The organism is Nocardia sp. NPDC004278 (genome assembly GCF_053602975.1).
On record NZ_JBSGEQ010000009.1, the window covers coordinates 181,913 to 207,360 of the forward strand.

The 25,448-nt window shown below is 65.3% G+C and carries 28 protein-coding genes and 1 tRNA gene; 15 read left to right on the forward strand and 14 right to left on the reverse strand.

The features are described 5' to 3' along the window. Positions 1-781 (forward strand): ESX secretion-associated protein EspG (locus ACWEO2_RS16735; protein ID WP_452406101.1); only part of this gene is annotated, 781 nt, incomplete at its 5' end. Between the two features lie 727 nt (positions 782-1,508). Further along, the gene (locus ACWEO2_RS16740) at positions 1,509-1,958 is read left to right on the forward strand and encodes a hypothetical protein (RefSeq protein WP_452406102.1); all 450 of its coding nucleotides are present in this window, start codon (positions 1,509-1,511) and stop codon (positions 1,956-1,958) included. 206 nt (positions 1,959-2,164) lie between these two features. Here the strand turns inward: ACWEO2_RS16740 and ACWEO2_RS16745 are convergent, their stop codons facing one another. After that, positions 2,165-2,335 carry a hypothetical protein gene (locus ACWEO2_RS16745; protein WP_452406103.1) on the reverse strand — a complete coding sequence of 57 codons (171 nt, stop codon included), beginning with the start codon at positions 2,333-2,335 and terminating at the stop codon, positions 2,165-2,167. A 546-nt stretch (positions 2,336-2,881) separates the two neighbouring features. On the opposite strand from ACWEO2_RS16745, the gene ACWEO2_RS16750 reads away from it, so the two are divergent. Beyond that, positions 2,882-3,889: a cytochrome P450 gene (locus ACWEO2_RS16750; protein WP_452406104.1), complete on the forward strand. Its 1,008-nt coding sequence runs from the start codon at positions 2,882-2,884 to the stop codon at positions 3,887-3,889. Here the strand turns inward: ACWEO2_RS16750 and ACWEO2_RS16755 are convergent. Then, complete coding sequence (locus ACWEO2_RS16755; protein ID WP_452406105.1) at positions 3,873-4,403, reverse strand: CGNR zinc finger domain-containing protein; 531 nt, start codon at positions 4,401-4,403, stop codon at positions 3,873-3,875. The genes ACWEO2_RS16750 and ACWEO2_RS16755 overlap by 17 nt on opposite strands. Before the next feature lie 516 nt (positions 4,404-4,919). Between ACWEO2_RS16755 and ACWEO2_RS16760 the strand changes: the two genes are divergently transcribed. Next, positions 4,920-5,672, forward strand: a complete 753-nt coding sequence (locus ACWEO2_RS16760) for an SDR family oxidoreductase (protein ID WP_452406106.1) — start codon at positions 4,920-4,922, stop codon at positions 5,670-5,672. Between the two features lie 250 nt (positions 5,673-5,922). Here ACWEO2_RS16760 and ACWEO2_RS16765 read toward each other — a convergent pair whose 3' ends face one another. Continuing rightward, positions 5,923-7,212: a diguanylate cyclase domain-containing protein gene (locus tag ACWEO2_RS16765; RefSeq protein WP_452406107.1), complete on the reverse strand. Its 1,290-nt coding sequence runs from the start codon at positions 7,210-7,212 to the stop codon at positions 5,923-5,925. Positions 7,213-7,236: 24 nt separating this feature from the next. Continuing rightward, positions 7,237-8,046, reverse strand: a complete 810-nt coding sequence (locus ACWEO2_RS16770; RefSeq protein WP_355182479.1) for an SAM-dependent methyltransferase — start codon at positions 8,044-8,046, stop codon at positions 7,237-7,239. A gap of 327 nt (positions 8,047-8,373) precedes the next feature. Here ACWEO2_RS16770 and ACWEO2_RS16775 point away from each other — a divergent pair, with 327 nt between their 5' ends. From ACWEO2_RS16775 to ACWEO2_RS16790, 4 genes are read left to right on the forward strand one after another with little or no spacing between them, the layout of a single operon-like run. Continuing rightward, the gene (locus ACWEO2_RS16775; protein ID WP_452406108.1) at positions 8,374-9,423 is read left to right on the forward strand and encodes a cation diffusion facilitator family transporter; all 1,050 of its coding nucleotides are present in this window, start codon (positions 8,374-8,376) and stop codon (positions 9,421-9,423) included. Between the two features lie 51 nt (positions 9,424-9,474). Beyond that, complete coding sequence (locus tag ACWEO2_RS16780; protein WP_452406109.1) at positions 9,475-10,527, forward strand: DNA polymerase III subunit beta family protein; 1,053 nt, start codon at positions 9,475-9,477, stop codon at positions 10,525-10,527. After that, positions 10,524-11,033, forward strand: a complete 510-nt coding sequence (locus ACWEO2_RS16785; RefSeq protein WP_452406110.1) for a hypothetical protein — start codon at positions 10,524-10,526, stop codon at positions 11,031-11,033. The genes ACWEO2_RS16780 and ACWEO2_RS16785 overlap by 4 nt, the downstream gene beginning before the upstream one ends. Continuing rightward, a complete protein-coding gene (locus ACWEO2_RS16790; protein WP_452406111.1) occupies positions 11,030-11,362 on the forward strand; it encodes an AAA family ATPase in 333 nt (110 codons plus the stop codon). Before ACWEO2_RS16785 ends, ACWEO2_RS16790 begins: the two co-directional genes overlap by 4 nt. 71 nt (positions 11,363-11,433) lie before the next feature. Here ACWEO2_RS16790 and ACWEO2_RS16795 read toward each other — a convergent pair whose 3' ends face one another. Together ACWEO2_RS16795 and ACWEO2_RS16800 are read right to left on the reverse strand one after the other, a co-directional pair. After that, positions 11,434-11,664, reverse strand: coding sequence for a hypothetical protein (locus tag ACWEO2_RS16795; RefSeq protein WP_355182473.1), 231 nt, complete (start codon positions 11,662-11,664; stop codon positions 11,434-11,436). Positions 11,665-11,766: 102 nt separating this feature from the next. Next, positions 11,767-12,681, reverse strand: a complete 915-nt coding sequence (locus ACWEO2_RS16800) for a sigma-70 family RNA polymerase sigma factor (protein WP_452406112.1) — start codon at positions 12,679-12,681, stop codon at positions 11,767-11,769. 144 nt (positions 12,682-12,825) lie between these two features. Between ACWEO2_RS16800 and ACWEO2_RS16805 the strand changes: the two genes are divergently transcribed. From ACWEO2_RS16805 to ACWEO2_RS16815, 3 genes are all read left to right on the forward strand, one after another. After that, complete coding sequence (locus ACWEO2_RS16805; protein WP_452406113.1) at positions 12,826-14,550, forward strand: MFS transporter; 1,725 nt, start codon at positions 12,826-12,828, stop codon at positions 14,548-14,550. A gap of 330 nt (positions 14,551-14,880) precedes the next feature. Continuing rightward, on the forward strand, positions 14,881-15,522 hold the full coding sequence (locus ACWEO2_RS16810; RefSeq protein WP_452406114.1) for a TetR/AcrR family transcriptional regulator: 642 nt from the start codon (positions 14,881-14,883) through the stop codon (positions 15,520-15,522). Between the two features lie 163 nt (positions 15,523-15,685). After that, a complete protein-coding gene (locus ACWEO2_RS16815) occupies positions 15,686-16,351 on the forward strand; it encodes a peroxiredoxin-like family protein (protein WP_452406115.1) in 666 nt (221 codons plus the stop codon). A gap of 72 nt (positions 16,352-16,423) precedes the next feature. On the opposite strand, the gene infA is transcribed toward ACWEO2_RS16815, so the two are convergent. Beyond that, positions 16,424-16,648 carry a translation initiation factor IF-1 gene (gene infA / locus ACWEO2_RS16820; protein WP_355182464.1) on the reverse strand — a complete coding sequence of 75 codons (225 nt, stop codon included), beginning with the start codon at positions 16,646-16,648 and terminating at the stop codon, positions 16,424-16,426. Further along, positions 16,645-17,442: a GNAT family N-acetyltransferase gene (locus ACWEO2_RS16825; RefSeq protein WP_452406116.1), complete on the reverse strand. Its 798-nt coding sequence runs from the start codon at positions 17,440-17,442 to the stop codon at positions 16,645-16,647. Before ACWEO2_RS16825 ends, infA begins: the two co-directional genes overlap by 4 nt. A gap of 245 nt (positions 17,443-17,687) precedes the next feature. Here ACWEO2_RS16825 and ACWEO2_RS16830 point away from each other — a divergent pair, with 245 nt between their 5' ends. Further along, a complete protein-coding gene (locus ACWEO2_RS16830; protein WP_452406117.1) occupies positions 17,688-17,870 on the forward strand; it encodes a hypothetical protein in 183 nt (60 codons plus the stop codon). Positions 17,871-18,172: 302 nt separating this feature from the next. Here the strand turns inward: ACWEO2_RS16830 and ACWEO2_RS16835 are convergent, their stop codons facing one another. Both ACWEO2_RS16835 and ACWEO2_RS16840 read right to left on the reverse strand, forming a co-directional pair. Next, entirely contained in the window at positions 18,173-18,535 is a 363-nt protein-coding gene (locus ACWEO2_RS16835) for a hypothetical protein (RefSeq protein ID WP_452406118.1), read from the reverse strand. Positions 18,536-18,661: 126 nt separating this feature from the next. Then, positions 18,662-18,735: transfer RNA gene (locus tag ACWEO2_RS16840), tRNA-Met, on the reverse strand. Between the two features lie 100 nt (positions 18,736-18,835). Here ACWEO2_RS16840 and ACWEO2_RS16845 point away from each other — a divergent pair. Next, positions 18,836-19,249 carry a VOC family protein gene (locus ACWEO2_RS16845; RefSeq protein ID WP_452406119.1) on the forward strand — a complete coding sequence of 138 codons (414 nt, stop codon included), beginning with the start codon at positions 18,836-18,838 and terminating at the stop codon, positions 19,247-19,249. A 1-nt stretch (position 19,250) separates the two neighbouring features. Here the strand turns inward: ACWEO2_RS16845 and ACWEO2_RS16850 are convergent, their stop codons facing one another. Next, on the reverse strand, positions 19,251-19,991 hold the full coding sequence (locus tag ACWEO2_RS16850) for a hypothetical protein (protein ID WP_452406120.1): 741 nt from the start codon (positions 19,989-19,991) through the stop codon (positions 19,251-19,253). Between the two features lie 34 nt (positions 19,992-20,025). Next, a complete protein-coding gene (locus tag ACWEO2_RS16855; RefSeq protein WP_452406121.1) occupies positions 20,026-20,514 on the reverse strand; it encodes a MarR family winged helix-turn-helix transcriptional regulator in 489 nt (162 codons plus the stop codon). Positions 20,515-20,595: 81 nt separating this feature from the next. Here ACWEO2_RS16855 and ACWEO2_RS16860 point away from each other — a divergent pair, with 81 nt between their 5' ends. Next, on the forward strand, positions 20,596-21,813 hold the full coding sequence (locus ACWEO2_RS16860; protein ID WP_452406122.1) for an FAD-dependent oxidoreductase: 1,218 nt from the start codon (positions 20,596-20,598) through the stop codon (positions 21,811-21,813). Here the strand turns inward: ACWEO2_RS16860 and ACWEO2_RS16865 are convergent. Further along, a complete protein-coding gene (locus tag ACWEO2_RS16865) occupies positions 21,803-23,341 on the reverse strand; it encodes a flavin-containing monooxygenase (protein ID WP_452406191.1) in 1,539 nt (512 codons plus the stop codon). The genes ACWEO2_RS16860 and ACWEO2_RS16865 overlap by 11 nt on opposite strands. A gap of 96 nt (positions 23,342-23,437) precedes the next feature. Between ACWEO2_RS16865 and ACWEO2_RS16870 the strand changes: the two genes are divergently transcribed. After that, a complete protein-coding gene (locus tag ACWEO2_RS16870) occupies positions 23,438-24,475 on the forward strand; it encodes an AraC family transcriptional regulator (RefSeq protein ID WP_452406123.1) in 1,038 nt (345 codons plus the stop codon). Here the strand turns inward: ACWEO2_RS16870 and bla are convergent. Beyond that, a complete protein-coding gene (gene bla, locus ACWEO2_RS16875; protein WP_452406124.1) occupies positions 24,459-25,388 on the reverse strand; it encodes a class A beta-lactamase in 930 nt (309 codons plus the stop codon). The two genes, ACWEO2_RS16870 and bla, sit on opposite strands and share 17 nt — an antisense overlap. Positions 25,389-25,448: the final 60 nt, after the last annotated feature.

Genomic DNA, 25,448 nt, shown 5'->3' on the forward strand with positions numbered 1-25,448 from the left:
ACTCCCCGATCCGCTTCTCAGCCCCACACACGACCGCTTCCCCGATCCGCTTCTCAGCCCCACACACGACCGCTTCCCCGATCCGCTTCTCAGCCCCACACACGACCGCTTCCCCGATCCGCTTCTCAGCCCCGCGCGCGACCGCTTCCCCGATCCGCTTCGCTTCACCAGTCGCTTCGCCTACCGCGACGACTTCGATGCCCACCGGGTGACCGTGCGCGAGCGCTACTCCCGCAACGAACTAGCAGAAATCGAACTCGCCCTGGATACCTTGACCACCTCGCTGGTGCGCATCCAAATCTTCGGCGGCACAACGCGACACAAGAACCCCAACGGCGGCGTCCACATTTACCGCATTGTCGGCGCACATACCGACCAGCGCGCGATGTCGCTGACCCAAGCCACCTTCGGCGACGCGAACGGCCCGATCCGCTGCCGAATGTTCCCCACCGATCACCTCCCCACGCAACTCGTCGGCTGCCTGCCACCCTGCACACCCGGCACCCAATCGCAGCCCGTCTGCCACCCCGACAGCGACACCCCACACGAGCGCTATCAGCGCCTCCTGCAGCAGCCCGCCGACGGCGGCGGATCCGCTCTGCTGTACACCGGCCCCACCGACAAACCGAGCAACCCCGTCGCCACCATCCAATGGCACGACATCACCGATGACGGTCGCTACACCGAACTCCACAACCAACCCCACACCATCCACCCCACCACCCCCACCACCCCCACCGACCTCGCCGCCCACTTCACCACCTGGATCCTCAGCCCCTGAACAACTACGCAGCTCATCCCCCCTACCCCCACTCCGCGAGCACTGAAATCCCTCACTCCGACCCCTCACTCCCGACCTCCTCCTTGGCAGAGTTCTGGACGGGTGCGTTCGGGTTGGTCAGGCTGCGGTAGGTCCTGTTGTCCTGCACCGACTTCCCGATTTTCTCGACCCGAGATGGTTTGGCGTTCCGCGGTTTTGCCGGTGCAGTACTGGGCACGTCGTGTCCCGTACCCCCCTTACCTCCCGCAGCCAGGTGAACAGACCCACAGCTTCCAACCCAGTCAACTGGCCATAGTCGCGTTCTCCAGAACCGCCCACCCCGCATCTGAACTGGACAAATGATCACGTGGAATCTATGGCGGCATCGCCCGAGAAGCCACCGCCACCAGTGCCACCTGATCTTGATCACCATGCACTGATCCAGGGCAAACATCGAGAAGACCCCTGCACCAGCGCATTCTCGAGTAGTAGGTACTGCGGCATAGGCGCGGACGGTCGGCAGTGTCGGGGGGTTTCTTGGCAGAGTTCTGGACCGGTGGTGACCATGCGCTGGTGGGGGTGGATGTTGAGAGCGGCCTGCGCCAGTGCAATCGCCCGCGTCAGGGAATCGCGGCGCGGGGCCTAATGTCCTTCCGTCCGTGGTGATGGCTGAAACGAATATCTGGGTGGGTCCGACAGCTAGGATCGGTTCGCTTATCTGGAGTTTCGACAACATCGAGGAGTTTGTATGCGGCGCATCGTGAGACGAGTTGTTGGGGTGTTTTCGGTGGTGGGGCTGGCGTCGATGCTATTTGCGGGGACCGCGCAGGCAGACGGGGATACGGTGTATTTCTCGTCCGGGTCCACGAACTGCTCGATCGCTGGGGATGGCACTGTTGGGTGTGATTTCGCGAGTCAGGCGCTGGTTCAGTACAGCTTTCTGCCAATCCTCTTGCCCGCGCGGGACATTGTGATCGATCAGCAGTGGTTGCCTGCGCATCCGACGTTCGCTGTCGGAACGCATACCTTGCCGGGTGGTAATCCAGATCTTGCGGATGTCAAGACCGGGGCCGGTACGTGGGGGTCGTATATCGAGTATGCCGGGGCGCGGTGTGAGCAGGGATTTCACGGCAGTTTCAGCTGCAAGTCCAAGGGGCGGACCTGGGGGATCTACGGCGGGGTAGTTTCCGCGAGTTGAGGACGCTGCCGGACGCCCCGCTGTCACGATCAGCGGGGCGATCCGCAGCCGATCATGGCGATCAGGACCAGGGGGTCGGACGGAAAGCGTTGGACCACTTCGATTTTGCCGATGATGTCGATGTTGAACTCGGCGAGATCCTCGGCGGGGATCCAGTATTCGAGGATCTCGTGGCCGCCCGCCTGTTGAATGTCGCACCGGTCGAGCTAGGCGGTTCCGACGGTCAAGCGGGTGACGCAGCCGGAGCCCGACGCGGGCACGTTCCAGTCGCGGGCGATCTTGATGGCATAGCCCTCGAAGAGGACGGAGTAGAAGATCGCCTGGTCGGGCAGACGGAGTGGCCACTCGCGCCAGTCGGAGGCGGCGACCAGCGCCAATCCTTCGGGACCTATTGAGCGCTACAGGATTGTGGTCGCACCCATGGTTCCCTCCCCGTTCAGGTCTCGATTCATCCGGCCGCATGTCAAACAAAGCCAGTGCCGCGTCCAGATAGCTCCTGCCGTATCGAGCCCCCGGGGTGCGGATTCCGTCGACCGTAGTCGATTGGTGGTCGCCAAGCAGCTTCCGCACCACCCGCAACGACCGCACCGGACCCTGCTGAACCATGCAACACCTCGACTCCCGTCAGTTGTTGCATCGACCCCTTGAACCCAAGGCGTATTCGACCGCGGTATGACTACGCTCGGCGAGCAGCGGGAGGGGTAGTGCAGCGATCTATCTGAACGGGGGAATAGCTGGGGCGGACTTGTTATCCAGCGCAATATCCTCGAAGCAGGCGGCAGTGAGGAGTGCTGGTGGATAGGTGTCCGATTGGTACGGCGGGGCGATCGCGCTGGCGTGAACATGCGGAGTGGCGTGGGGCGGTGCGCAGGGCTGAACTTGCTGGTGGGCAACAGGTTTGGGTCGTCAGCGGATATGACGAGGTGTCTGCGCTGCTGGCCGATGCGCGGCTGAGTGTGGACAAGCGGCATTCCGGGGGTGGGTATTCGGGATTCTCGTTGCCGCCCGCATTGGATCGAAACCTGCTGAATATGGATGGGGCCGAGCACTCGAGGATACGGCGGCTCGCAGCGCCCGCGTTCTCCCGCAGGTCAGCCGAATCGCTTCGGAAAGCGGTCAGCGGAATCAGCGCGGCCACATTTTGGACACTGGACGAAAATGCCAGCGGCACAGTCGATCTGCTCGAAAGAATCTGCGTCCCGGTGCCCGCAATAGTGATCGGCGAACTGCTCGGCGTGCCCACTGATCGATACGGCGAGTTGCGCGATGCCGCCACGGCGATGGTGACATTCGACGCCTCGTCGAAAGAGTCGGCAACGCGACTGGCGGGAGCCGTCACTTGGCTTGCAGAGACATTCACAAACGTGGTGCGGTCCAAGCGCAGCGCACCGGGCGATGATCTGATCAGCGGGTGGGTGCGGGCCCGCGACGACGCCGACCTGCTGTCCGAGGATGAACTGGTATCGCTGGCCTTTCTGATGATGCTTGCGGGGCTGGAGAATGCTGTTCACTTGTGCAGCAACATATTTGCGGCACTGCTCACGTCGAAGGATCCGCTCGGCGACTGGTCGACCCGCCGCCGCGAGGTAAAGGAAGCCGCGAATCCCCTGCCGTTCGCGATCCGGCGATTCGCGGTCGAGAACATGACGATCGGCGACCACACGATCCCCGAGGGCGACACCGTTCTGCTCTCACTCTTCGGCGCGGATTCGGACCCGGCGCGCGACGGCCGACCGAGCCTGATGTTCGGCCGCGGACCGCACTACTGCCTCGGCGCTCAGGTCACCGATCTAATTGTCGACGCGACGATTCCGGAACTGTTCCTTCGATATCCACACGTTCGACTCGCCGTTCCGGAGTCCGAACTCGAGTACCGATCATCCTGGCGCGCACACGGATTGGTGACCTTGCCGGTCACGCTCGCGCGCTGATCCCACGCCCGGCTCCATCGGACCGGCGGACTCGGTGTTCGGCGACATGTACCCGGTTCGAACAACGCGTCGAGCAGAAGCGACGTCGGCCATTGCGTGAGGTATCCACGAAGACCAGATCGCAGCCCGATCGCGCACAGCGTCCGATGCGGCCGGGATCCTCGCAGAACAGCTCCGCGAGTCCGGCGGCGGTGTATGCCTTGACGCGCTCATCGATGGGCGCATCCGCGCGGGCGTAGTGCAGGTGCGGCGCACGGCCGTCATGGGTGGAGATATAGGGCTGGCTGGTCGTTTCGGCCAGCAAAGCATTGAGCAGGTCGACGCCCGGTTCGGTGAAGACCTCGTTGAGCCGGGCGATCCAGCGGCGCAGCTCGGCGGCCTGCCGGGCATCGAGGGTGCCGAGCGGTTTGTATCCGGATTCGGCGAGCAACTGCAGCAGGTCCTGCCGCGGGTCCGCGTTCACCAGGCGCGCGGCGAGTTCGGCCGCCGCACCTCCGTAAGGGTTGAAATGCACTAACTCATTACATCAGGCTGGACGTATGATCACCACCTGCCCGTCTTGCTCCTGGTCCGACCCGACTCTCGTGTCCTCGCACGGCTCCACCAGCTACTTGCGCTGCATATGCGGACAGTGGCTGGTCAGCGAGCACGGGGCGGTGGTGGCGCTGGCCGGGACCAGCACCCTGGCGAACCGCATTTCCTAGAGGCGGTGTCTCCCGAATCGTTGGTCCCGACACGGGCGTGGATGACAGCGCAAGCCAATACGTGCGGGGCGTCGACACCCGGCCGGCGCCAACCGAACGCACCCCTCGAGACGCAGGACCGTAGACAATGGTCGCAACCGGGAGAAGCAATGACCGAGGAGTGATCGGACTCGAACAGCGCCGTGCGGCAACTGGCGCTGCCTGTTTCAGCGCTGTCAACCGAACGAGAGGATTGATATGGACACCATGGATATCCGAACCGAGGACGGGGTTCGCTACGCCACCCTCGACGCGCCGCCGCTCAACATGATCGGGCCGGAGGAATCATGAGCAGCGCGAGCACGCCGGTACACACCCGCACCCCCGAACTGCTCGGACAAACCGTCGTAGTGATCGGCGGCAGCGCGGGCATCGGACTCGAAACAGCTCGACGTGCCCGCACCGAGGGCGCCGAGGTCATCCTTACCGGCCGCAATCGCGACCGACTCGAGCACGCCGCGACCGAAGTCGGCGCGAAGGACAGCGCTGCCTTCGACGTCAACGACTCGGCCGCCCTGAAGAGCTTCTTTCAGGACCTGCCCGCACCGATCGATCACGTGCTGGTCACCGCGGGCGGCCCGCAGTACGGACCGCTGCTCGAAATGGACACGGCCCAGGTGCGCGACATATTGAGCGACCACGTGGTGGTGGCGCTAGAGGTCGCCCGCAATGCCGCGAGCAAGATGCGACCAGGCGGCACACTGCTGCTCATGGGCGGTACCGGCGCCCGCCACGTCCGTCGAGGCCTCGGCATCGTGTCCGCGGCCACCGCCGCACTGCCCCCATTCACGGCGGCCTTGGCCCTCGAGCTCGCGCCGGTGCGAGTCAACCTCATCGCCGCCGGCTTCGTCGACACCCCCTTGTCGGCAGCGCTGCTCGGAGACCGACTCGATCAGCGCCGCGACGAACTGAGGGCCACGCTCCCTATCGGGCGCGTGGTGGGCCCCGCCGATGTCGCCGCCCTCGCCGTGCACATCATGACCAACACGGCGCTCACCGGCGCGACCTACGACATCGACGGCGGCCAGCAGTTCACGTAAAGCTCCGCTGGTCGGCGAAGTTCAGAGTTCGAACCCATCCGCGTCACCGGCCGATCTTCGCCGGTCGAGACCCAAATATTTGGGAGACACATCCTTAGGCGGATTTCCTTGGCCGCCCACCACTCCGATCGACTCCCGCCCTCGGTCCATCTGGTCAAGCAGCTCCACGGCATGCCGCGGTTCGAGCGGGCGCAGTTCGGCGCCATCCGCGCCGAGCGATATCGAGAACATCGCGACCTTCCGTTGGCGGCTAGCGCGATTCGTGCCGTAGGCGGCGTCCTCCCGCGGCTTTGTTGCGGTACATCGCGGTGTCGACGGCATGCATCATCGCGTCGATATCGGTGGGTCGTTCTTCGGCGAAAACCGTGCCGATGCTGGCACCTACGATCACCGGCCGCCCGGCCACCTGTATCGGGGTAGTGAGCGCATCGAGCAGTAGCCCGGAAATGGTGGCCAATTGTTCTGCGCCCGTGCACTTTTCCACGAGGACAATGAATTCGTCGCCGCCGATCCGCGCGACCAACCCACCGACGGGTTCGACTGATCCGCGCAGTCGCTGGGCGACGTCGCGGAGCACCCGGTCCCCTACCGTATGTCCCCACATATCGTTGACCTGCTTGAAGCCGTCGAGGTCCAGATAGCAAACACCCACTGGCGGAACGGCACTCGCCAGTCGGCTGAAGAACAGCACGCGATTGGGCAGGCCGGTCAGGCTGTCGTGATTGGCGTCGTGCCACAGCCGATCGGCGAGCTGTTTACGTTCGGTGACATCGACGGCGACGCCGATCAGGAAGCGGACCCGCCCACCGGTGTCACGGACCGCGGACATGGACAGGTCGATACTGGTGATGGTGCCGTCGCGGCGCAGATGGTCGGTTTCGACGCGGAAGCGGTCGGTCCGACCGCTGAGTAGGTGCTCCAAATTGGCATATGCGTCACCGATATTCGCGGGTCCGAGCAGTTCGGCGACCGATCGCCCCGGCATCATCGCGGCGGGTAGGCCCAGCATATCGGCCATGGCCGCATTCACCTCCAGCACTCGTCCGGTGACGTCCACCGTCCCGATACCAACCGACGCTCCCGCGAAGACCGCTTCGAACCTGGCCTCCGACAACTGCCTTCGCACCTCGGCCTCCTGCGCGGCCGAAAGTGCCGCTGCGAGTGTGGTTTCCTGCTCCCCTAATGCCGCGTTCCGCAGCGCGGAGGTGAAGCCCGCGGCGAACTCGGCAGCGACAACTATCGCACGCTCGCGCACTGCCTCGTACTCGGATTCGGTTCCGGCGGGACAGATTTCCCGCACCATCTCCCGGCAGATGACCAGCACCGACCGGCTTACGGCCATCGAGTCACGGTAATTCGCCGCGACCAGGACCGCCGCGGCGTCATGGGCGACCTCGACCGCCCGCGTCCCGCGCACCGCCGCGACGAGCACATCGGCCAGATCCGCCAGCAGGCTTTCGATTTGGGTTCGGGTGAGGGTCGGAGCCACGGCGCCATCGAGCGCATCCGCCCATCGCACCGCCAGTTCACGTATCCCCACTCGTACCCCCTGCCACCGCTCCGGTCAGACCTTCAGGCCGACGCCAGCCAGGCCGAGCGAGCGGCCCGGCGTCTCGTGCTGGTCGCGATCGGATTCCGGGCGCCAGGCGGGTAGCTCGACGACGCCGGGTTCGATCAGCTCCCATCCCTGGAACATCGCGGTGATGGCCTCCTTCGAGCGGAAGTGAATGCCGACGCGGGTCACATTGGTCGCATTGTGGCCCAGCCTGTCCGCATCCTCGGGGCGCATTTCCGAGGTCAGATGCGAGATCGCGAGATAGCTTCCGGCGGGCACGACCGCATGCAGCGCGGAAACCTGCTCGACCGGCCGGTCCTCGTCGGAGAGCAGGTGCAGTACCGCGACCAACAGGACCCCGACCGGCTGCTCGAAATCGATGAGGCCGGTCTCGCGGACGCGTGCGAGCAGTTCCTCGGACTCGCGCAGATCCGCTTCGATGGCGGCGGCCTTGTCATTGCCCTGCAGGATCGCGCGGGCGTGTGCGACGGCGATCGGATCGATATCGGCATACAGCACGCGGATATCCGGATCCAGCGCCTGCGCGACTTCGTGCACATTGCCCGCAGTCGGAATGCCCGACCCGATATCGAGGAATTGGCGCACCCCCTGATCGACCAGGAATCGGACGGTGCGGCGCAGGAAAGCCCGGTTGCTCAGCGCGAGGCGCGGCAGATCGGGCACCAGCCGCTTGCCCGCCTCGGCGGCCTTGCGATCGATATCGAAGTTGTGCGAGCCGCCCAACAGGGCGTCATACATTCGTGCCGGGCTCGCCTGCTGCATATCCACGCCCTCGGGTGCCCACCCAGGCCTGTCCATCGAAACCCCTCTGCGTAACTCGATCTCCCTGCGTTCGGCTCCGCGGTGCGCAGGGGCGGCGGTGTCCAAGGTCCGCTCGCCGACGCACGCTCACCGATCGGACCGACCCGACAGTCCAGGCCGATCCACACCGCCTGGATACCGTGGTTATTGATCACGCCAGAGGTGCAGTCCGCATAGTAGTCGGGCCGGTCGGTTCGCATGATCACGAATTCGACACTGTTGATCGCGGCGCTCGCGATGATCCATATTCATACATGCGCATGAGTGCAAGATAGGCTAGTCTGTCGGACGGTAGCGATTGTGCAGCGGAAGGGGCATTCGACTATGGGCGAACAGTGCGTGTCGCCGAAGCGTTCAGCAGCGGTGGTCAGCGAGGCTGAGCACCGGGAGCATGACCACTCCCATGACTCCGACCGTGCGCACGCCGGCCATGCGGACAGCCACGGACACGGCCATGACCACGGCGTCTCGGCCGATTCGAATCCGCGCTGGCTGGCCATCGCGCTCGGCTTGATCGTCGCGTTCATGGTGGCCGAGGTGATCGTCGGCTTGGTAGCGCAGTCGCTCGCGCTGATCTCCGATGCCGCGCACATGCTCACCGACGCCGCATCGATTGTGCTCGCGATGATCGCGATCCGGTTGGCTCGACGTCCGGCGCAAGGGCGCTACACCTATGGGTTCAAGCGGGTCGAGATCCTTTCGGCGCAGGCCAATGGGATTACCTTGCTGCTGCTCGCGGCGTGGTTCGTGTACGAGGGCATCAATCGGCTGATCCATCCGCCGGATGTCGAAGGCCCGCTGGTGTTGATCACGGCGTTGGTCGGGATCGTCGTCAATATCGCCGCCGCGTGGAGCATCAGCCGCGCCAACCGGACCAGCCTGAATGTCGAGGGCGCGTTCCAGCACATCCTCAATGACCTCTATGCCTTCATCGGGACCGCCATCGCGGGCGCGGTGGTGTGGCTGGCCGGATTCGCCCGTGCCGATGCGATCGCGGCGCTGGTCGTCGCGGCACTGATGGTCAAGGCGGGCTGGTCACTGGTTCGGGAATCGGGGCGGATCTTCCTGGAGGCCGCGCCCGCGCACCTGAATCCGGACGCCATCGGTGCGCGGATCGTTGCGATTGCGCAGGTGACGGAGGTGCACGACCTGCACGTCTGGCAGATCACCTCCGGACAGCCGTCGCTGTCGGCGCACATCCTCGTCGACGATAAGGCCGACTGCCATGCGGTTCGTTCGACGATCGAGACGGTGCTGCACGACGAATTCGCGTTGGAGCACACGACCTTGCAGGTGGACCATTCGACGGATCTCGAGGTCTCCGCCGATGACGTGCACTGCGCCGAGGCGCACGGGCCGGTACACAGGTCCTGATCGCAGGCCACCGTTTGACCTTCGGGTTACCTGAGACTCCATGATGAACCGGTGGCGGGCGATGAGTTGATCACGATCGGCGCGCTGGCGCGGGCCTGCGGGCTCACGGCCAGTGCGCTGCGGTTCTACGACGATTGCGGGTTGCTGGTTCCGGTTCGGGTGGACGGGGCGACCGGATATCGGTATTACCGCGAGGCGCAGGTCGATCGCGGGGTGATGATTCGGCGGCTGCGCGGGATCGGGGTGCCGCTGGAGGCTGTTGCGGAGATTTTGGCTGGAGACGGTGTGCGGGCCGAGCGGTTGCTCGATGCGCATGTGGCCGAGCTTGCCGAGCGTGCGCGGGAGGCCGCAGTCGTTACCCGGATGATCAAGGAGGAGATCCGGGCCAGCGTGGTGCTGTCCGCGGCGGTGCTGGCCGCAGCCATCGAGCAGGTGTGGTCGGCGGCGGCGCTCGATCGCGAAATACCGGTGCTGGCCGGGGTTTTGGTGGAGTCGAATGCTGATTCGGTCACGCTGACGGCTACCGATCGGTATCGGCTGTCGACTCGGGCGATGGTGCCGGTGCGGCCGAGTGGTGCGGCCTGGTCGGCGGTTGTCGATGCCAGCGATTTGGACGGAATCGGCTCCTGGTTGCGGGGATTGGATGAGGTGACCGTGCGGTCGACGGACGATGTCCTGGTGCTGACGGGCGGTGGCACCGAGCGCCGGTGCGGAGTCATTGATGAGGCGTATCCGGATTATCGGGCGATGCTGGCGGGATTGGCCCCGGTTCGGACTCGGGTCGTCGTGGAGCGTGACGTTCTGCTCGCCGCGCTCGAGGATGGCAGTGCCGCGCCGATCGTCCTCTTCGCCGACGAATCGGTGCTTTCCGTGAGCCGTAATGGGCCCGAGCGCATAGCGGCAACCATTACCGGACCTGGCACCGAACTTGCCTTCTCCCCCAAGATATTACGGCCCGCATTGGTGAGCGCGATCGGTCCGGAAATCATGCTCGATATCGCCGCGGCCGATGCGCCGGTTGTCGTCCGGTCCGCAAACGACGGTGATCTGACCACTCTCGTAATGCCCATTGCCATGATGAATTCGAAGGAGTACAGCGCATGACTGCCACCGGTACAACACAATCGGCGCAGGAGACAATGGCGGCCATTACGCGGGCGGTTGAGCTCGGGCGGTCGGGTTCGCCGGAGGCGCGGCATGCACTGCTCGAGATATGGGCGACAATCGGTCCGCAGGGCGATCCGCTACATCGATGCACACTGGCGCATTACCTCGCCGATCTGTATGACGATGCGGCACAGTCGCTTTGCTGGGACATACGCGCGCTGGACGCTGCGGACAGCCTGACCGATGAGCGGCTGCGACGGCACGATGAGAATCTCGACGTGCGAGGTTTCTACCCGTCGCTGCATTTGAATCTGGCCGACAATTATCGTCGGCTCGGTTCGTTCGATGCGGCTCAGCAGGAGATCGATGCGGCACGGGACTGCCTGGATACGCTCGGCGACGACGGTTACGGGATCATGATCCGCACTGCGGTAGATGAAGTGGCCGAGGCGATTCGGAATCGGACGACCGCTCGACGCGCGTCTGCTCCGAACGGGCGGTGACCACAACTCGCCTGCCCACCCTCGTCGTCGTGAGCGGGCCACCGGGAGCTGGGAAGACAACGCTCGCACACGCCTTGGCCACGAGAGTGGGATGTCCGGCGATCTGCCGGGACGAGATCAAGGAAGGCATGGTGCACGGGCGACTTCACCAGCGAAGCAGCGAAAACCGCTTGCGGCGTGCACATTCCGGACCGCACACCGACACCAGCGAGCTGCCCCGCGAATTCGACCAAGTCTCGCTGGCGGTACCAGCGATCAAGGTCGATACGACGGACGGGTATCGACCCGGACTCGACGAGATCGTGGCATTTGTCAACGGCAATGGGTGACCCGGTGTGCTGAGGCAGCCCCGGTTCAGCAAGACACCGGGGCCTTCTCGCTATACCTCAGCAGCAAATCCTCAGAAGCAGTAGGGGAATTTGCACCTCGACGGATCATTCGGACCGAAGATCGCGGCAATCAGTCCATTGATGACGGCGTCCGCCGCTCCCGATCCGGTGCTGATCGCCACCTCCTGCGCGGTAGCGGGCTGGTCGGCGACGAAATCAGAAGCCGCGACATCGGCAGAAGCCGTCGCAGGCGCACTGATCAAGATGCCAGCTGTGACCGTAAGAAGAACCTTCCGAATCATATTGCTACCTCTCGCTTTTCGGTTAATTACACATCGCAGCGTATCGAGGACATCGCGGGACGCAATCCCCGACTTGTGAGGTCGCGATGAAGTCCCGACCCCCTAGGCTTCGGGCCTCGGCGGCTGCGTTATATCGGGCACGGCGAGCGAGATGGTGGCGAGGCGTTGGGGGTCGGCGATTATGTCGATGGTGGTGATGCGGTTGTCGGTGATGGTGAAGGCGAGTAGGCAGTCCAGGATTCCATTGGGGGCGACGACCAGTCCGACGTGGCCGTCGATGAGGGCGGGGCGGGTGTAGGGGGCGCGGGAGGAGTACATCAGGGCGCTGGCGGTGACGCGGCGCGCGCCATGCATACGTACCGGCTGTCCGCTGGGTACGGCGACGCCATCGGCATGCAGTTCGACATTCGGGTCGAGTACGGCGATGAGCGCGTCGAAATCACCGGCGCGGGCAGCCATCAGGAAGGCGTCGACGACGGCGCGCTCATCGGCGACGCTGCGGTCGGTATCGGCAATGGCTGTGCCACGAACGCGGCGGCGGGCGCGGGCGGCCAGTTGCGCGGCCGCGGCCGGGGTGCGGCCGAGGATGGGGGCGAGTTCGGCGTAAGGCAGATCGAACAGGTCGTGCAATACGAAGGTCAGCCGCTCGGCGGGGGTCAGGGTATCGAGCACGACCAGCAGTGCGAGCCCGACCGAGTCGGCCATTACCGCCTCTTGTTCCGGATCCATGGTGTCCGCGGGCACGGCGGGCAGATCGGCCGGTAGCGCGCCGACCGGATCTTCGCGGCGCGCCTTGCGGGCGCGCAATATGTCCAGGCAGATGTGGGCGACCACGGCGGTCAACCAACTGCGCAGGTTGCGCACGCCCGTGGTGTCGGCGCGGTCCAGCCGCAGCCATGCCTGCTGGACCGCGTCATCGGCCTCGCTCGCCGACCCGAGCATCCGGTAGGCGACGGCGGTGAGGTGGGCGCGGTGGTCTTCGAAACGCTGTGTGAGCCACTGGATCTCATCGGTCATCGGCGATATCTCCTTCCCGTCCCGATCCGCCTGTCATGTCGACCGGTCGTGGTCCGTCATATCTATGACGGCTGAAACCGGAGTGACATGACACGCCGGCGGAAACGGATCCACCTCGCATGGGCCGAACAGGAGGGCGAACTGATGCGCAAAATATCCGAGATCGAGCCTGACTTCCCCACACAGGTATCGGTCGAACCGACGCCGGATCGGCGGCGCTGGCTCGCATTGGTGGTGCTGCTGGTGGCCGGGTTCATGGATCTGCTCGATGTGACGATCGTGAACGTCGCGCTCCCGACGATACAGCGGGATCTGGACGCGCCGTACGCGGATCTGGAGTGGGTGGTGTCGGGCTATCTGCTCGGATTCGCGGCGCTGCTGATCACCGGCGGCCGACTCGGCGATCTGTTCGGCCGCAAAACCATCCTGCTGGTCGGACTGACGCTTTTCACGGTGGCCTCGCTGGCCTGCGGGATCGCTGCGGGCCCGGCCTGGCTGATCGCCGCGCGGGTGGTCCAGGGCGCGACGGCCGGGCTGATGATCCCGCAGATTCTGGCCGTCATGCAGGTGTCGTTCCCCATCGCCGAGCGCGGCAAGGTGCTCGGCATCTGGGGTGGCGTGCTGGGCTCGGCGTCGGTGGCCGGGTTGATCGTGGGCGGAATCCTGGTGCAGGCCGATCTGTTCGGCTGGGCGTGGCGGCCGATCTTCCTGGTCAATGTGCCGGTCGGGATGCTCGCCATTCCGGCGGCGATGGTGCTGGTGCGGCAGTCCCGCTCGGCCACCGCGGACCGACTCGACCCGATCGGCACCGTCCTCGCGATCGGCGCCGTGTTGCTGCTGGTGTATCCGCTGACCGAGGGACGCGCCCTGGGCTGGCCGGTATGGTCATTCGGGCTGATGGCCGCATCCGCGCTGGTCCTCGCGGCATTCGTGATCTTCGAGCGGCATCGGATCGCGACGGTCGGATCACCGCTGGTGGTGTTGGATCTGTTCCGTGCCCGCACCTTCACCGCTGGCATGGCGGTGTGGCTATTGTTCTGGATCGCGCTCGGCGGCTACTTCCTGGTGTGGACGCTGTATCTGCAAGCCGGGCTGGGCTGGACCCCGCTGCGGGCCGGGCTGAGCGCGTCGCCGTTCGCGGTGGCCGCTGCCGCCGGAGCCGCAACCAGCGTGCAGGTGTTCGTGCCGCGCTACGGACGGATGGTCATGTTCGCGGGCGCGCTGATCAATGCCGCCGGATTCGGCATGTACCTGTATCTGGCCGCGCACTACGGTTCCGGAATTACCTCGGCGCAGATGTTCGCTCCACTTGCGATCAGCGGATTCGGATTCGGACTCTTTGTCGCCCCCGCCGTAGACCTGATCCTGTCTGGAGTATCGGCCCACGATGCCGGGTCCGCGTCCGGGCAGCTGTCGACGATCCAACAGGTCGGCATGGCCCTCGGTGTCGCGCTGGCCGGGGTCTGCTTCTTCACCCAACTCGACCAGACCTCCGCCCAAGGCACGACCACCGCCATCCCCGCCCTACGACAACAACTCACCGACCTCGACATCCCTGCCTCCGCCCAAGAGCAGATCCTCACCCAATTCCGCGCCTGCGTCCACGATCGCTCCGCGGCTACCGACCCCACCGCCATACCCGCCAGCTGCCAGCCGTCAGCCGGACAACCGTTCGCCGAACCGCTCCAACAGGCGCTCACTCGAGCCGGACTACAAGCCAACGCGCACAACATGTCGCACAGCTTCGCCCAAACCCTGTGGTGGGCCATCGGCATACTGATCGCCGTTGCCGCAGGAGTGTTCGCGCTCCCGAAGCGCCTGTCCGCAGTTGACGATCTTGTGCATGTTCGAAGTCGCGTTCAGGGCTGACTCGGCTCTGATCGAAGGGGATTCGAACATCGGCGTGTCTCGAACTCTCGTCTTCAGCACGGGGGTGTCGGGATGGCCGGGGTTCGTCGCTGTCGGATCGGGGTCTGCCGACTACGGAAGCGACGCGCTGGCAGACGGCGGTGCGCCGCGTGGAGGTGATAGGCCCGGGCCGGTTGGGAGCCGCGTTGAGCGTGGAGCCGCAACCGAGCGGCGGGTTGTCAGTTGCTGGTGGTGGCGCGGCCGATCAGCTCAGGAGTTTGGCTTGATTGAGCCAATCATGTTCCGGCAAAAATGGAATGTAAATTCCAGAAATTGCGCTAGCCTGGGGTTATGAGCAGCACAAAGCCGCGGCGCCTGACACCGAAGGGCGAGCAGACGCGGCAACGGATCGTGGTGGCAGCAGCGCAGTTGATGTTCGAGCGCGGCGTCGCGGCGACGACCGTCGAGGACGTACGCGATGCCGCCGGGGTGAGCAACTCGCAGGTCTATCACTACTTCACCGACAAAAACGCGCTGATCCGCGCGGTGATCGCCTATCAGAGCGACATCGTCGTCGGTGGGCAGGAACCCATGTTCGCCCGCCTGGACACCGTCGACGGCTTCCGGGCCTGGCGCGATTTTCTCGTCGCGCACCAACGGCGGATGCACTGCCGTGGCGGCTGCCCCCTGGGATCCCTGGGCAGTGAGCTCGCCGAGATCAATCCCGTCGCCCGCGCCGATGCCGCCGCCGCGTTCCATCGCTGGGAATCCGGGGTTCGGTCCGGACTGCGATCCATGGCCGAGGCCGGTCGTCTCGACCCCGCCGCCGACCCGGACAAACTCGCCATCACCACCCTGGCCGCGCTGCAGGGGGCGCTGTTGCTGACCCAGCTGCAGCGCGACACCGCGCCGCTGGAAGCGGCTCTGGACACGATGATCGACCACATCGCATCCCGCACCCGACCGGCCCCGGACAACGTCCCCGTCTCCTGACCACATTGCCGCCCGGCCACCCAGCGGGAACGCCTATAAATTGGAATTGATATTCCATTTTCTATGCAGTATTACTGGAGTAGCTAATCCATTTTCACCAGGCACCGGGCCGATCGGATCGGGTGCTTGCCTCCTCGCTTCCACTGCCTGGAAAGGGACGGATGTGACCAGCACAAACCCCACCATCGCCGAGCGCGTCGAGCTCATGCACCAGTCCACGGCCGACCAGATCCCCGGGCCAGCCTTGGCCGCCTTCAGCGCAGAGCAGGCCGACCTGGCCAGTCAGGGGATCCCCGAGGGTGTCGCGCAGGCGGGTACTGCGATGCCGGACGCCGACCTCCTCGACGTACACGGCAACCCCACCAGCCTGTACGCGGCCCTCGCTGGGAGGCCCGCGGTCCTCGTCATCTACCGCGGCGCCTGGTGTCCCTACTGCAACCTGGCTCTCCGGGCCTACCAAGAGCAGCTGGTGCCGGCACTGACCGACCGTGGCATCGGTTTGATCGCGCTGAGCCCGCAGAAACCCGACGGATCGCTGACCATGGCGGAGAAGAACGATCTGACCTTCACCGTGCTGTCCGATCCCGGAAACCGGATCGCCCGAGAACTCGGCGTCCTCACCGCACCCACCGACGAGGTTCGCGAAGCCCAGCGAAGCCTGGGCCTGGACCTGGCCACACTCAACGCCGACAACGGATACGGCCTGCCGATGCCGACCGTGCTGATCATCGACACCGACAAAACAATCCGCTGGATCGACGTCCACCCCAACTACGCCACCCGCTCCGAAACCACCGACATCCTCACCGCACTCGACCTTCTCGACTGAGCTTGCTCAGACCCGGGTGAGTGGCAAGTGTCGCCGGGACGACACCTGCCACCCACGTCGGTTGGGGACCGGTTACGTCCGGTATCGGAAGAGGATCCGGCCGCGGGCCAGGTCGTACGGGCTGAGCTCCACCAAGACCCGGTCGAAGGGCATGATCTTGATGTAGTTCTTCCGTATCTTCCCGCTGATGTGCGCGAGCACCTTGTGCCCGTTGGCGAGCTCCACCGTGAAGGTGGCGTTGCGCAGGCACTCCAGCACGGTGCCCTCGATCTCGATGCCCTTGCTCGTCTTGGTCATCGGAGCACCAGTTCCAGGTTGCTGCCGACGCGCCGGGCGCCGATGCCGTCGAATAAAGCCGTTGCTGCGGTGTTGGATTCGTTCACCTCGGTGTACGCCGGGACACGCCGGTCCCGATGCAACGTGCCCAGCGCGTGCGCCAGCAGCGCCCGCGCCACGCCGGTGCGTTGCTCCCCGGCCCGGACCGCGATCAGGCCGATGCGCGGCTGCCGGGTCGCCTGCACCACGCGAATCAGCCCGACATAGCGGCCCGATCGCACCGCGACCGCGTATTTGGACGGGTCGACGATGGTGTCGCCGTCCGGGCGGGGCAGCACTTCGGCGGGCATGTGCTGCCAGCCGACGGTCGCCTCGACCTCGTCGCGGATCGCCCGGTCCAATGCCCGCAGCGGACCTTCCACCGCGGCCCCCGCGGCCACAATCGTGACCCCCGGCGGCGGTGCGGTGGCGTCGAGTCCGGTGACCGCCGGGTCAGTGGGCACGGAATACTCCCACTCGCGGCGGCCCGGCGTGAAGCCCGCCCGCCGCCAGCCTGCGGTCAGCTCGGTCTCGACCTCGTCCACCACGGTGTACAGCGGCCGCGGCAGCTCGGCCCGCAGGGCCGCCGCGAGCTGGTCGAATACGGTGGCGTGCCAGGCGTCGACGCTGACGAAGAGCCGCCCGTCCGGCCGCCGGGCCACGTCGCCGCTGCCGACCATACGGCCGTCCACTGCGGCGTGCCACTGGCTGTCTGCGACCCGCGTGATAATGGCGGCGGGCTCGCCTGTTTCGAACGTGAAATGTTGTGAATGCATGGTTGTCGCCTTTCGGGATTGCCGTTGCTCAGGCGCTCCCGGCGACAACTACGACGTTCGCCCAACCGTGACGGCGAGGGGGAGCACCCATTTCGATGCAGCGTTCATGGGTCTCACCTCCTCGCAGGATGTCACGGTCCCGAAAGGCTACCAACCACACCGGCCCACGGGCCACTCCTTTTTCGGCGCCCGATCGGCAACCGGGCACAATGGATCGCGACCGGGCCGCCGCCACGGTCCACGACATGCTCACGCCGAGTGGGCCGTTCATCCAGATCAGCGACCGCAAGAACACTCCACCGCCGGATCGCGGCGGACTGGTCGATCCGGCACCGTCTTTGACGCGATACGCGATCTGGTCCGCAAATACCTTGGGCCGGTCCGCCGTGCTGGCCGCAGCGTCCTGCCTGACGGAACCCCGACGGTGAGCTGACGGTCTTGGCCCGCAACGGTTTCCACGATCCGATTCGGATCATTGTTTCGGCGGGGCAGGTCACGATGCGAACCCCCGAAGATGTGATCACCTGGGTCTATTCGTGGTCGGACTCGGCGCCCGGTTATGAATAGATGCGCGAATCTCGCGAGAATACAAAGGTTTTTGTCGTGGAGTCGAGCGGCAGATCAAAGACGACCTCGATTCGGCAAAGTCGAACGGCGGAACGGTCGCCGCCATCTACGCCCACAACGACGTGTCTCCTTGACAGTCAGCGCGACGCCGAGAGTTGGTGGGCTACCGCGTGCCCAGCCTCGACGCAGCGACGATCAGCGCGATGTTCACCGTGAACAGCACGGTAATGAGAAGCCATTGGCGGATGGCGGACCACTTCTGCTTCAACGCGACGACGAAGAGCACCAGTCCGCAGATTCCGCAGGTGACGCAGACGGCCACCATGACGGGATATTTGGACATCACGCCGTAAACCAGCAGGATGAAGGAGAACAGAGCCGCGCCTTGGAGCAATTTGTCGCGCAGGATGGCCGTCGACACAGCGAGCGCGCCCCAGCCCACTTTCCGCGCGAGCTCACCGCGCGAGACCGGACCTCGCTCGTCAGTCTCGTACAACGGGTCGTTCTGGTTGGGTTCCATTGCCATACCTGACTCCCTCCGATCCCCAGGTCACAGGCGAGCTCGTGGACGACCGGGAGCAGTCGCGGTCGCCTGCGCCCACTCCGAAATGAAAAACGGCCCGGAACTGTGTGTTCCGGGCCGTTTCCCTAGTAGCGGGGACAGGATTTGAACCTGCGACCTCTGGGTTATGAGCCCAGCGAGCTACCGAGCTGCTCCACCCCGCGTCGGCAGAGGTAACGCTACCCCATGGTGGTGGTTGTTACCTAAACGCCTGGTGGGAAGGGATAACCTGCGGGTAGGCGGGGTGGGTGCGAGCATGGGGGCATGCCTATTGCGACGAGTGCCATTGCCCATGTCCGGCTGACGGTTTGCGATATCGATCGGTCGCGGGCCTTCTACGAGAAGGTGTTCGGGTGGCCGGTTGCGCTCGAGGTGCCCGCCGATGCCGATGCGGCGACACGGGAGCGGCTCGGGTTTCTGTTCGGTGGGGTGATCTATCGGATGGAGCACGGGATGATCGGGCTGCGGCCGGTCGGCACCGATAGCTTCGACGAAAACCGGGTCGGGCTCGATCATCTCGCGTTTCCGCTCGGGTCATTGGCCGAATTGGAAGCTGCCGCAGCGCATCTCGATGCGTGCGGGGTCGCGCGCGAGGACATCAAGGATATCGGGTTCAGCTATATCCTCGAGTTCCGCGACCCGGACAATATCGCGCTGGAGCTGACCGTCCGCAAGTAGACTAGGCGGCGTTCGCGACCTTCTGTACCGCGGCGACGAAGAACTGCTCGAAGGCCGCCTGATCGAGCGAATCCTGGAGTGCGGCAACGCGTACCGCGACCGTCATGCCCCGCACCTCCGCATAACCCATATACGCGGCCGTGGTCATCGGCCCGCCCGCACCCGCCGTCGCGGTACTGCTCGAACGGTAGGCAATGGCGTTGGCGCCCTGCAGTTCCTGGGGCAGGGATCGGCTCTCGACGTGCTCGGTTGCGGTGACCGGCTGACCATTCACGGTCGAGGTCATCTGGACCTCACCGCACCGCTTATTGCCATCGGTGATCCGCTGCAGATTTCCGGTTCGGCCCGAGATGAACTCGACGAACATCGTGCTCGACTTACCGGTTGCGGCGACGATCGATGACTGCCCGAGCAACTCCTTGGTCGCCGCACCCAGATCCTGCTGCGTCGACCCGCATTCCGCCGGGGTGAAGGTGGCATTCTGCTGGATGGCGGAGATATCACCGACGGCCGACTGGAGCTTGTCCTGCGGCAGATCCATTTTCGTTGTGCCCGAGGGGAATTCCGCCGCAGTCAGCACCAGCTGCTCACGAGATGTGGTGGGCGCCGGTGAGTTCCAGCGATCCGCCGCATCATCCTTGCCGCTACATCCGGCTACGAGCATCGTGCCCGCCGCCACTGCCACTGCCAACCCCGCGTTCCGCCGTGTGATCATGGTGGTGATCATGTCAGTGTCGGCCATGGACAATCCTTAACACCCACTTGCAGAAGGCAATTCAGCGCTCACGCAGATCCGCGATCCGAGTGCGGTGACGGTCCTGCAGTTCGCGCGACCGGCGCAAATAGTCCAGGACAGTGCGCAATTCGGCCGCACTGTAGCGCGCCACCTCCCCCGCACCCTCCTGGGCGATCGGGCCGTAGATCCGCATGACTTCGGTCAGGGCCCTGTCGGTGATCCGGATGACGACCTTGCGCCGGTCTCCCGGTTCGGGATGGCGCACGACGTAGTCGAGTTTCGCGAGACGGTCCAGCATGGTGGTGACGCTGCCGCTGGTCAGACCCAATTCGGCAGCGAGGGCGCTGGGGGTGGACTCGCCGTGGAAGAGGGTTTCCAGACACCGCAGGTCGGTGCGGTTGACGCCGAGATGGGTCGCGGCGGCCCGGTCCACGTCGTCGACCGCGGCCTGTAGCGCCTGCGCCTCGCGGCCGACCTGTACACGCAGTTCCGCCAGCTCACCCGACTCTTCGGATTTTTCTCTTGACATTCAAGCCTCTTGATCGTCAAACTACTAACGTCTTGATAATCAAGATACCGCAGAGTCAAGAAAGAGTCCGGGAGACACACCATGCAGAAGGCACTGATCATCGGCGGCGGGATCGCCGGACCGGTCACCGCGATGGCATTGCAGCGGGCGGGCTTGGAGCCCATCGTGTGCGAGGCCTACGAGGAGGCCGCGGCCGGGCAGATCGGCGCATATCTGACGGTCGCGGTGAACGGACTGTCGGCGCTGGCATTGCTGGACGCGCATCATGTGGTGACCGAGATCGGGCATCCGACCGCCACACTGTCCTTCGCGACCAGCGCGGGTAAGCACATCACCGATATGCCGATCGGTGGCACACTGCCCGACGGAACCGTCACCCACAGCATCAAGCGCCGCGATATGTATCGGGCATTGAATGCCGAGGCGACGCGGCGCGGGGTGCGATTCGAATACGGCAAGCGGCTGGTCGATGCGACCTCGACCGCCGATGGCGTCCGCGCGACCTTCGCCGACGGCACTACGCTCGAGGCCGACGTACTCATCGGTGCCGATGGAATTCGTTCCCGCACCAGGGAAATCATCGATCCGACCGCGCCGAAGGCACATTTCCTCGGCATCTACGGACTCGGCGGGTTCGTCACCGATCCGGCCCTGCACCGGGAGCTCGGATTGCGCCCGGGCGTGTACAGCATGATCTTCGGGAAGAAGGCATTCTTCGGATACTTCGTCGCGCCGAACGGCGAGATCTGGTGGTTCGCCAATATGCCTCGGACACAGGAGCTTTCGGCGCAGGATTCGGCCAGCGCGGCGCAGTGGCGCGCACAACTGGTCGAATTGCTCTCGGCGGATCGCGGTCCCGCGGCCCGGATCGTCGCCGCCACCACCGATGACACCTTCGTCTCCGCCTTCAACCAATACGACATGCCGACGGTCGCCAAATGGCACAACGACAAGATGGTCATAGTCGGCGATGCCGCGCATGCGGTGGCCTCATCGTCCGGCCAGGGTGTGTCGATGGCGGTGGAAGACGCGGTGACGCTGGCGATCTGCCTGCGCGATATTCCGGACACCGCGGCGGCCTTGGCCGCCTTCGAGGACCGCCGCCGCGAACGCGTCGAGCGGGTGGTCGCGCACGGCGCGGAAACCAGTAGCGACAAGGCATCCAATGGGCTCGGCCGCCTACTGGTCCGCCTGCTCACACCCTATTTCCTGAAGAAGGCCGCCAAGGTCGGTGTCGCCCCGCTGAGCTGGATGTTCGACCACCGGATCGACTGGACGGCCCCGGCCGTCACCCGGTGACGGACAGATCGCGTTGGCGCACGGCCGAATACGGCGTCGGTGCCAGGGTCTTGTGCAGGCTGGTGCGCAGCGTGGTGGCCGAGTCGAGCAGATAGTTCTGCCGTACCTTCCACGGATGCCGATCACCCTGCCGGGGAAAGTCACCGATCGAACGCTGGATATAGCCGGAGGCCAGATCCAGCAGCGGGCGCTCGTCGAGTCTGCCATCCGGCTTCGGCACCACAGCCGCATAGCCGTTGCGGTCCAGGTGGTTGATGACCTTGCAGACCAGCCGCGAGGTGAGGTCGGCGCGCAGCGTCCAGGAGGCATTGGTGTAGCCGATGCAGACCGCGAAATTCGGTACGCCGGTGAGCATCGCGCCCTGCCAGACGAATTGCTCGGCGAGCGGCACCGGCTGCCCGTCGACCTGCGGGGCGATGCCGCCGAAGGCCAGCAGCTGCAGTCCGGTCGCGGTGACCACGATATCCGCCTCCAGGATTCGGCCGGACTGCAACCGGATCCCTTCGGACACAAAGGTTTCGATGTGATCGGTGACGACCTCGGCCGTGCCCTTCTTCATCGCCTTGAAGAAGTCGGCATCGGGCACTGCGCACAGCCGCTGATCCCACGGGTCGTAGTCCGGGGTGAAGTGTTCGGCAACGGCGTTGCGGTCCTTCAGGATTCGGGTCGTCAAACCGGTGAGCAGTTTGCGAGCGGCCTCGGGACGGCGGCGGCAGTACTGGTAGAAGCCGATGTTGAACAGGATGTTCTTGGTGCGGATCACGCGATGCGCCAACTTGGGCGGCAGCAGTTCGCGGATCTTGTCGGCCTGCCTGTCCCGGCCGGGGACGGCGCTGATCCAGGTCGGCGAGCGCTGCAGCATGGTCACCAGCTCGGCCTGCTCGGCCATGGCGGGCACCAGCGTGACGGCCGTCGCGCCACTGCCGATGACCACGACTCGTTTGCCGGTGTAGTCGAGATGCTCCGGCCAGAACTGCGGATGCACGACCTGTCCGGAGAAGGAGTCGATGCCGGGAAACTCCGGCGAGTGGCCCTGGTCGTAGTTGTAATAACCGGCGCAGGCGTAGAGGAAGTTGCAGGTCAGCGTGCGGCGCACGGTGACACCCGTGGCGTCACGCTGCTCGAGGGTGAGCGTCCAGCGCGCCGATTCGGTGGACCAGTCGGCGGCAACGACCTTGGTGCCGTAGCGGATGTGCCGGTCGATGCCGAACTCCGCGGCGGTTTCCTCGACGTAGCGCAGGATCGATGGACCGTCCGCGATCGACTTCGCATCCCGCCACGGCTTGAACGGATAGCCCAGGGTGAACATATCCGAATCCGAACGAATTCCGGGGTAGCGGAACAGATCCCACGTCCCGCCCAGTGCCGCGCGCGCCTCCAGCACCGCGTAGGTCTTGCCCGGACATGCGGTCTGCAGCCGGTATGCGGCGCCGATCCCCGACAGTCCGGCGCCGACGATCACGACATCGAGGTGGTCCGGAAGTACGGCGGTCTCGGTCCCGCCCGCCACCGGGCCACCACCCGTCATCGAATCGCTGCGCGATGCTCGCCTCATCACTCCAGTCTGCGAGGGCACGGTACCGGATTCTTGACTTTGCACGACAAGTATTTGATTCTGAGCGACATGTCGGTGATTCGGTCCGCGGGGCTGCGCGGATTCCGCGCGACGGTGGCCGAGCTCGGCGGCAATGCCGAGGAGTTCGCCACCGCCGTCGGGCTGCCGATCGCCGCCCTCGATGCCGATGATCTGCTGGTACCTGATCAGGCGGTCGCGGCGGCGCTGGAGTTGGCCGCACAGCGACTCGACTGTCCCGATCTCGGCCTGCGCATCTCGCGACGGCAGGATCTCGATATGCTCGGCCCGCTGGCCCTGGCCATCCGGAATTCACCGACCCTCGCCGATGTCCTGGAATGCTGTTCGCGCTATCTGTTCCTGCATGCGCGCTCGCTGCATCTGGCCCTCGAGCCCGACCCGTACGGCGATCGCAGCGTGATCGCCCTGCGATACGGGATCCAACCCGGCCTGCCGACACCGGTCCAGGGCACCGATCTCGGGCTGGCCTTCGTGCACCGCACCTTCCAGCGACTGGTGGACGAGCGCTACGGGCTACGTTCGGTCGAACTGCCACATCGGCCCGCCGCGCCGGTCCGGGTCTATGAGGAGTTCTTCGGCGCACCCGTGCGCGTCGAGCGTCCGGCGGCGGCATTGCGTATCCCGAGCCGCTTGGCGTCACTGTCGCTGAGCGGCGGCGATGAGAACCTGCACCGCTTGGCCATGGCATTCCTGGCCGAACAGTCCGGCGGCGCGGATGCCGCGATCGCACCGAAGGTCCGTGCCGCCGTCCAACAGCTGCTGGGTACCACAGCACCGGAAATCGCCGCCGTCGCACGGCTTTTGACGATTCATCCGCGCACTCTGCAACGTCGCCTCGCCGCCGAGGGCAGCTCCTTCGCCGCCATCGTGGATACCGTCCGCCGCGATGAGGCCCGCCGCTACCTCACCACCACCGATATGCCGATGAGTCAGGTCGCCTCGCTGATCGGGCTGTCCGAACAGGCCACCTTCACCCGCTGCTGCCGAAGATGGTGGGGCACAACGCCTACCGCTGTTCGGCGCGAAGCGGCACAGCAGCGGCCGACCGGGCTCACCGCACCGATGTGACGACCTCCTTGGTCGCCTCCGCGATCAATGCGTTGTCCGCCTGGGCATCTGGACTGTTATGGGTGGTCAGCACGGCGAGCACGATCGGCGCCGTGCTGCCGGTGGGCCAGGTGACGGCCACATCATTGGCCGATCCATAGTCGCCGGTGCCGGTCTTGTCACCGGTCTTCCATTCGGCGGGCAGGCCAGCGCGAATGCGGCTGCCGCCGGTGGTATTGGCCAGCAGCCAGGCCGTCAGCCGCTCCCGCTCGGGCGCGGCGAGTACGTCGCCGACGGTTAGCGCCCGATAGTCGGCCGCGATCGCCGCCGGTGTGGTGGTGTCGCGTTCGTCGCCGGGGATGGCGGTATTGAGCTGCGGCTCCCAGCGATCCAGTCGGGAAGTCTGGTCGCCGATGGAGCGCAGGAACTGGGTCAGGGCCTGCGGGCCGCCGAGCAGTTTCAGCAGTTCATTGGCCGCCGCGTTATCGCTGCGGGTGATCGCCGCATCGCACAATTCCGATACCGACATACCGCTCTCGATCCGGGTACCGGTGACCGGCGAACCGGCCGCGGCCGCGACATCGGCCTGCGTGAAATGGATGATCTGGTCGAAATACCCGGTGGCGAGCGGATGTTCGCGCAGCAGTGCGGCACACACGAACGTCTTGAAGGTCGACATCATGGCGAACCGCTCGTCCTGGCGGTAGCCGACGGTCTTGCCCGAGCCGGTATCGACGGCGAATACGCCGAGCCGGGCCGCATGCTGCTGCTCGATGCCGCTCAGCTGGGCCGCAGCGGCCACCGTGGTCGGTGCTGCCGGGGTCGAGTCCGTCGACTCGCCCCCGCACGCGCCGATCAGGGGCAGCAGCGCCATCGTCAACAGGACGGACCTCGCGCGAACCGAGGCCGATCCGCTTCTACCGATCTTTGTCATGCCGACACGACAACACAGGGTCGGTACGGCTGTCCAAGACCAATGCGCCCGAAAGTCGAT

Bases quoted from the DNA above. Each gene is read 5' to 3' on its own strand.
- ACWEO2_RS16740 (WP_452406102.1), top strand. From the start codon at position 1,509: ATGCGGCGCATCGTGAGACGAGTTGTTGGGGTGTTTTCGGTGGTGGGG.
- ACWEO2_RS16760 (WP_452406106.1), top strand. From the start codon at position 4,920: ATGAGCAGCGCGAGCACGCCGGTACACACCCGCACCCCCGAACTGCTC.
- ACWEO2_RS16770 (WP_355182479.1), bottom strand. From the start codon at position 8,046: ATGGACAGGCCTGGGTGGGCACCCGAGGGCGTGGATATGCAGCAGGCG.
- ACWEO2_RS16775 (WP_452406108.1), top strand. From the start codon at position 8,374: ATGGGCGAACAGTGCGTGTCGCCGAAGCGTTCAGCAGCGGTGGTCAGC.
- ACWEO2_RS16785 (WP_452406110.1), top strand. From the start codon at position 10,524: ATGACTGCCACCGGTACAACACAATCGGCGCAGGAGACAATGGCGGCC.
- ACWEO2_RS16795 (WP_355182473.1), bottom strand. From the start codon at position 11,664: ATGATTCGGAAGGTTCTTCTTACGGTCACAGCTGGCATCTTGATCAGT.
- ACWEO2_RS16800 (WP_452406112.1), bottom strand. From the start codon at position 12,681: ATGACCGATGAGATCCAGTGGCTCACACAGCGTTTCGAAGACCACCGC.
- ACWEO2_RS16805 (WP_452406113.1), top strand. From the start codon at position 12,826: ATGCGCAAAATATCCGAGATCGAGCCTGACTTCCCCACACAGGTATCG.
- ACWEO2_RS16810 (WP_452406114.1), top strand. From the start codon at position 14,881: ATGAGCAGCACAAAGCCGCGGCGCCTGACACCGAAGGGCGAGCAGACG.
- infA (WP_355182464.1), bottom strand. From the start codon at position 16,648: ATGACCAAGACGAGCAAGGGCATCGAGATCGAGGGCACCGTGCTGGAG.
- ACWEO2_RS16825 (WP_452406116.1), bottom strand. From the start codon at position 17,442: ATGCATTCACAACATTTCACGTTCGAAACAGGCGAGCCCGCCGCCATT.
- ACWEO2_RS16830 (WP_452406117.1), top strand. From the start codon at position 17,688: ATGCTCACGCCGAGTGGGCCGTTCATCCAGATCAGCGACCGCAAGAAC.
- ACWEO2_RS16835 (WP_452406118.1), bottom strand. From the start codon at position 18,535: ATGGCAATGGAACCCAACCAGAACGACCCGTTGTACGAGACTGACGAG.
- ACWEO2_RS16845 (WP_452406119.1), top strand. From the start codon at position 18,836: ATGCCTATTGCGACGAGTGCCATTGCCCATGTCCGGCTGACGGTTTGC.
- ACWEO2_RS16850 (WP_452406120.1), bottom strand. From the start codon at position 19,991: ATGGCCGACACTGACATGATCACCACCATGATCACACGGCGGAACGCG.
- ACWEO2_RS16855 (WP_452406121.1), bottom strand. From the start codon at position 20,514: ATGTCAAGAGAAAAATCCGAAGAGTCGGGTGAGCTGGCGGAACTGCGT.
- ACWEO2_RS16860 (WP_452406122.1), top strand. From the start codon at position 20,596: ATGCAGAAGGCACTGATCATCGGCGGCGGGATCGCCGGACCGGTCACC.
- ACWEO2_RS16865 (WP_452406191.1), bottom strand. From the start codon at position 23,341: ATGACGGGTGGTGGCCCGGTGGCGGGCGGGACCGAGACCGCCGTACTT.
- ACWEO2_RS16870 (WP_452406123.1), top strand. From the start codon at position 23,438: ATGTCGGTGATTCGGTCCGCGGGGCTGCGCGGATTCCGCGCGACGGTG.
- bla (WP_452406124.1), bottom strand. From the start codon at position 25,388: ATGACAAAGATCGGTAGAAGCGGATCGGCCTCGGTTCGCGCGAGGTCC.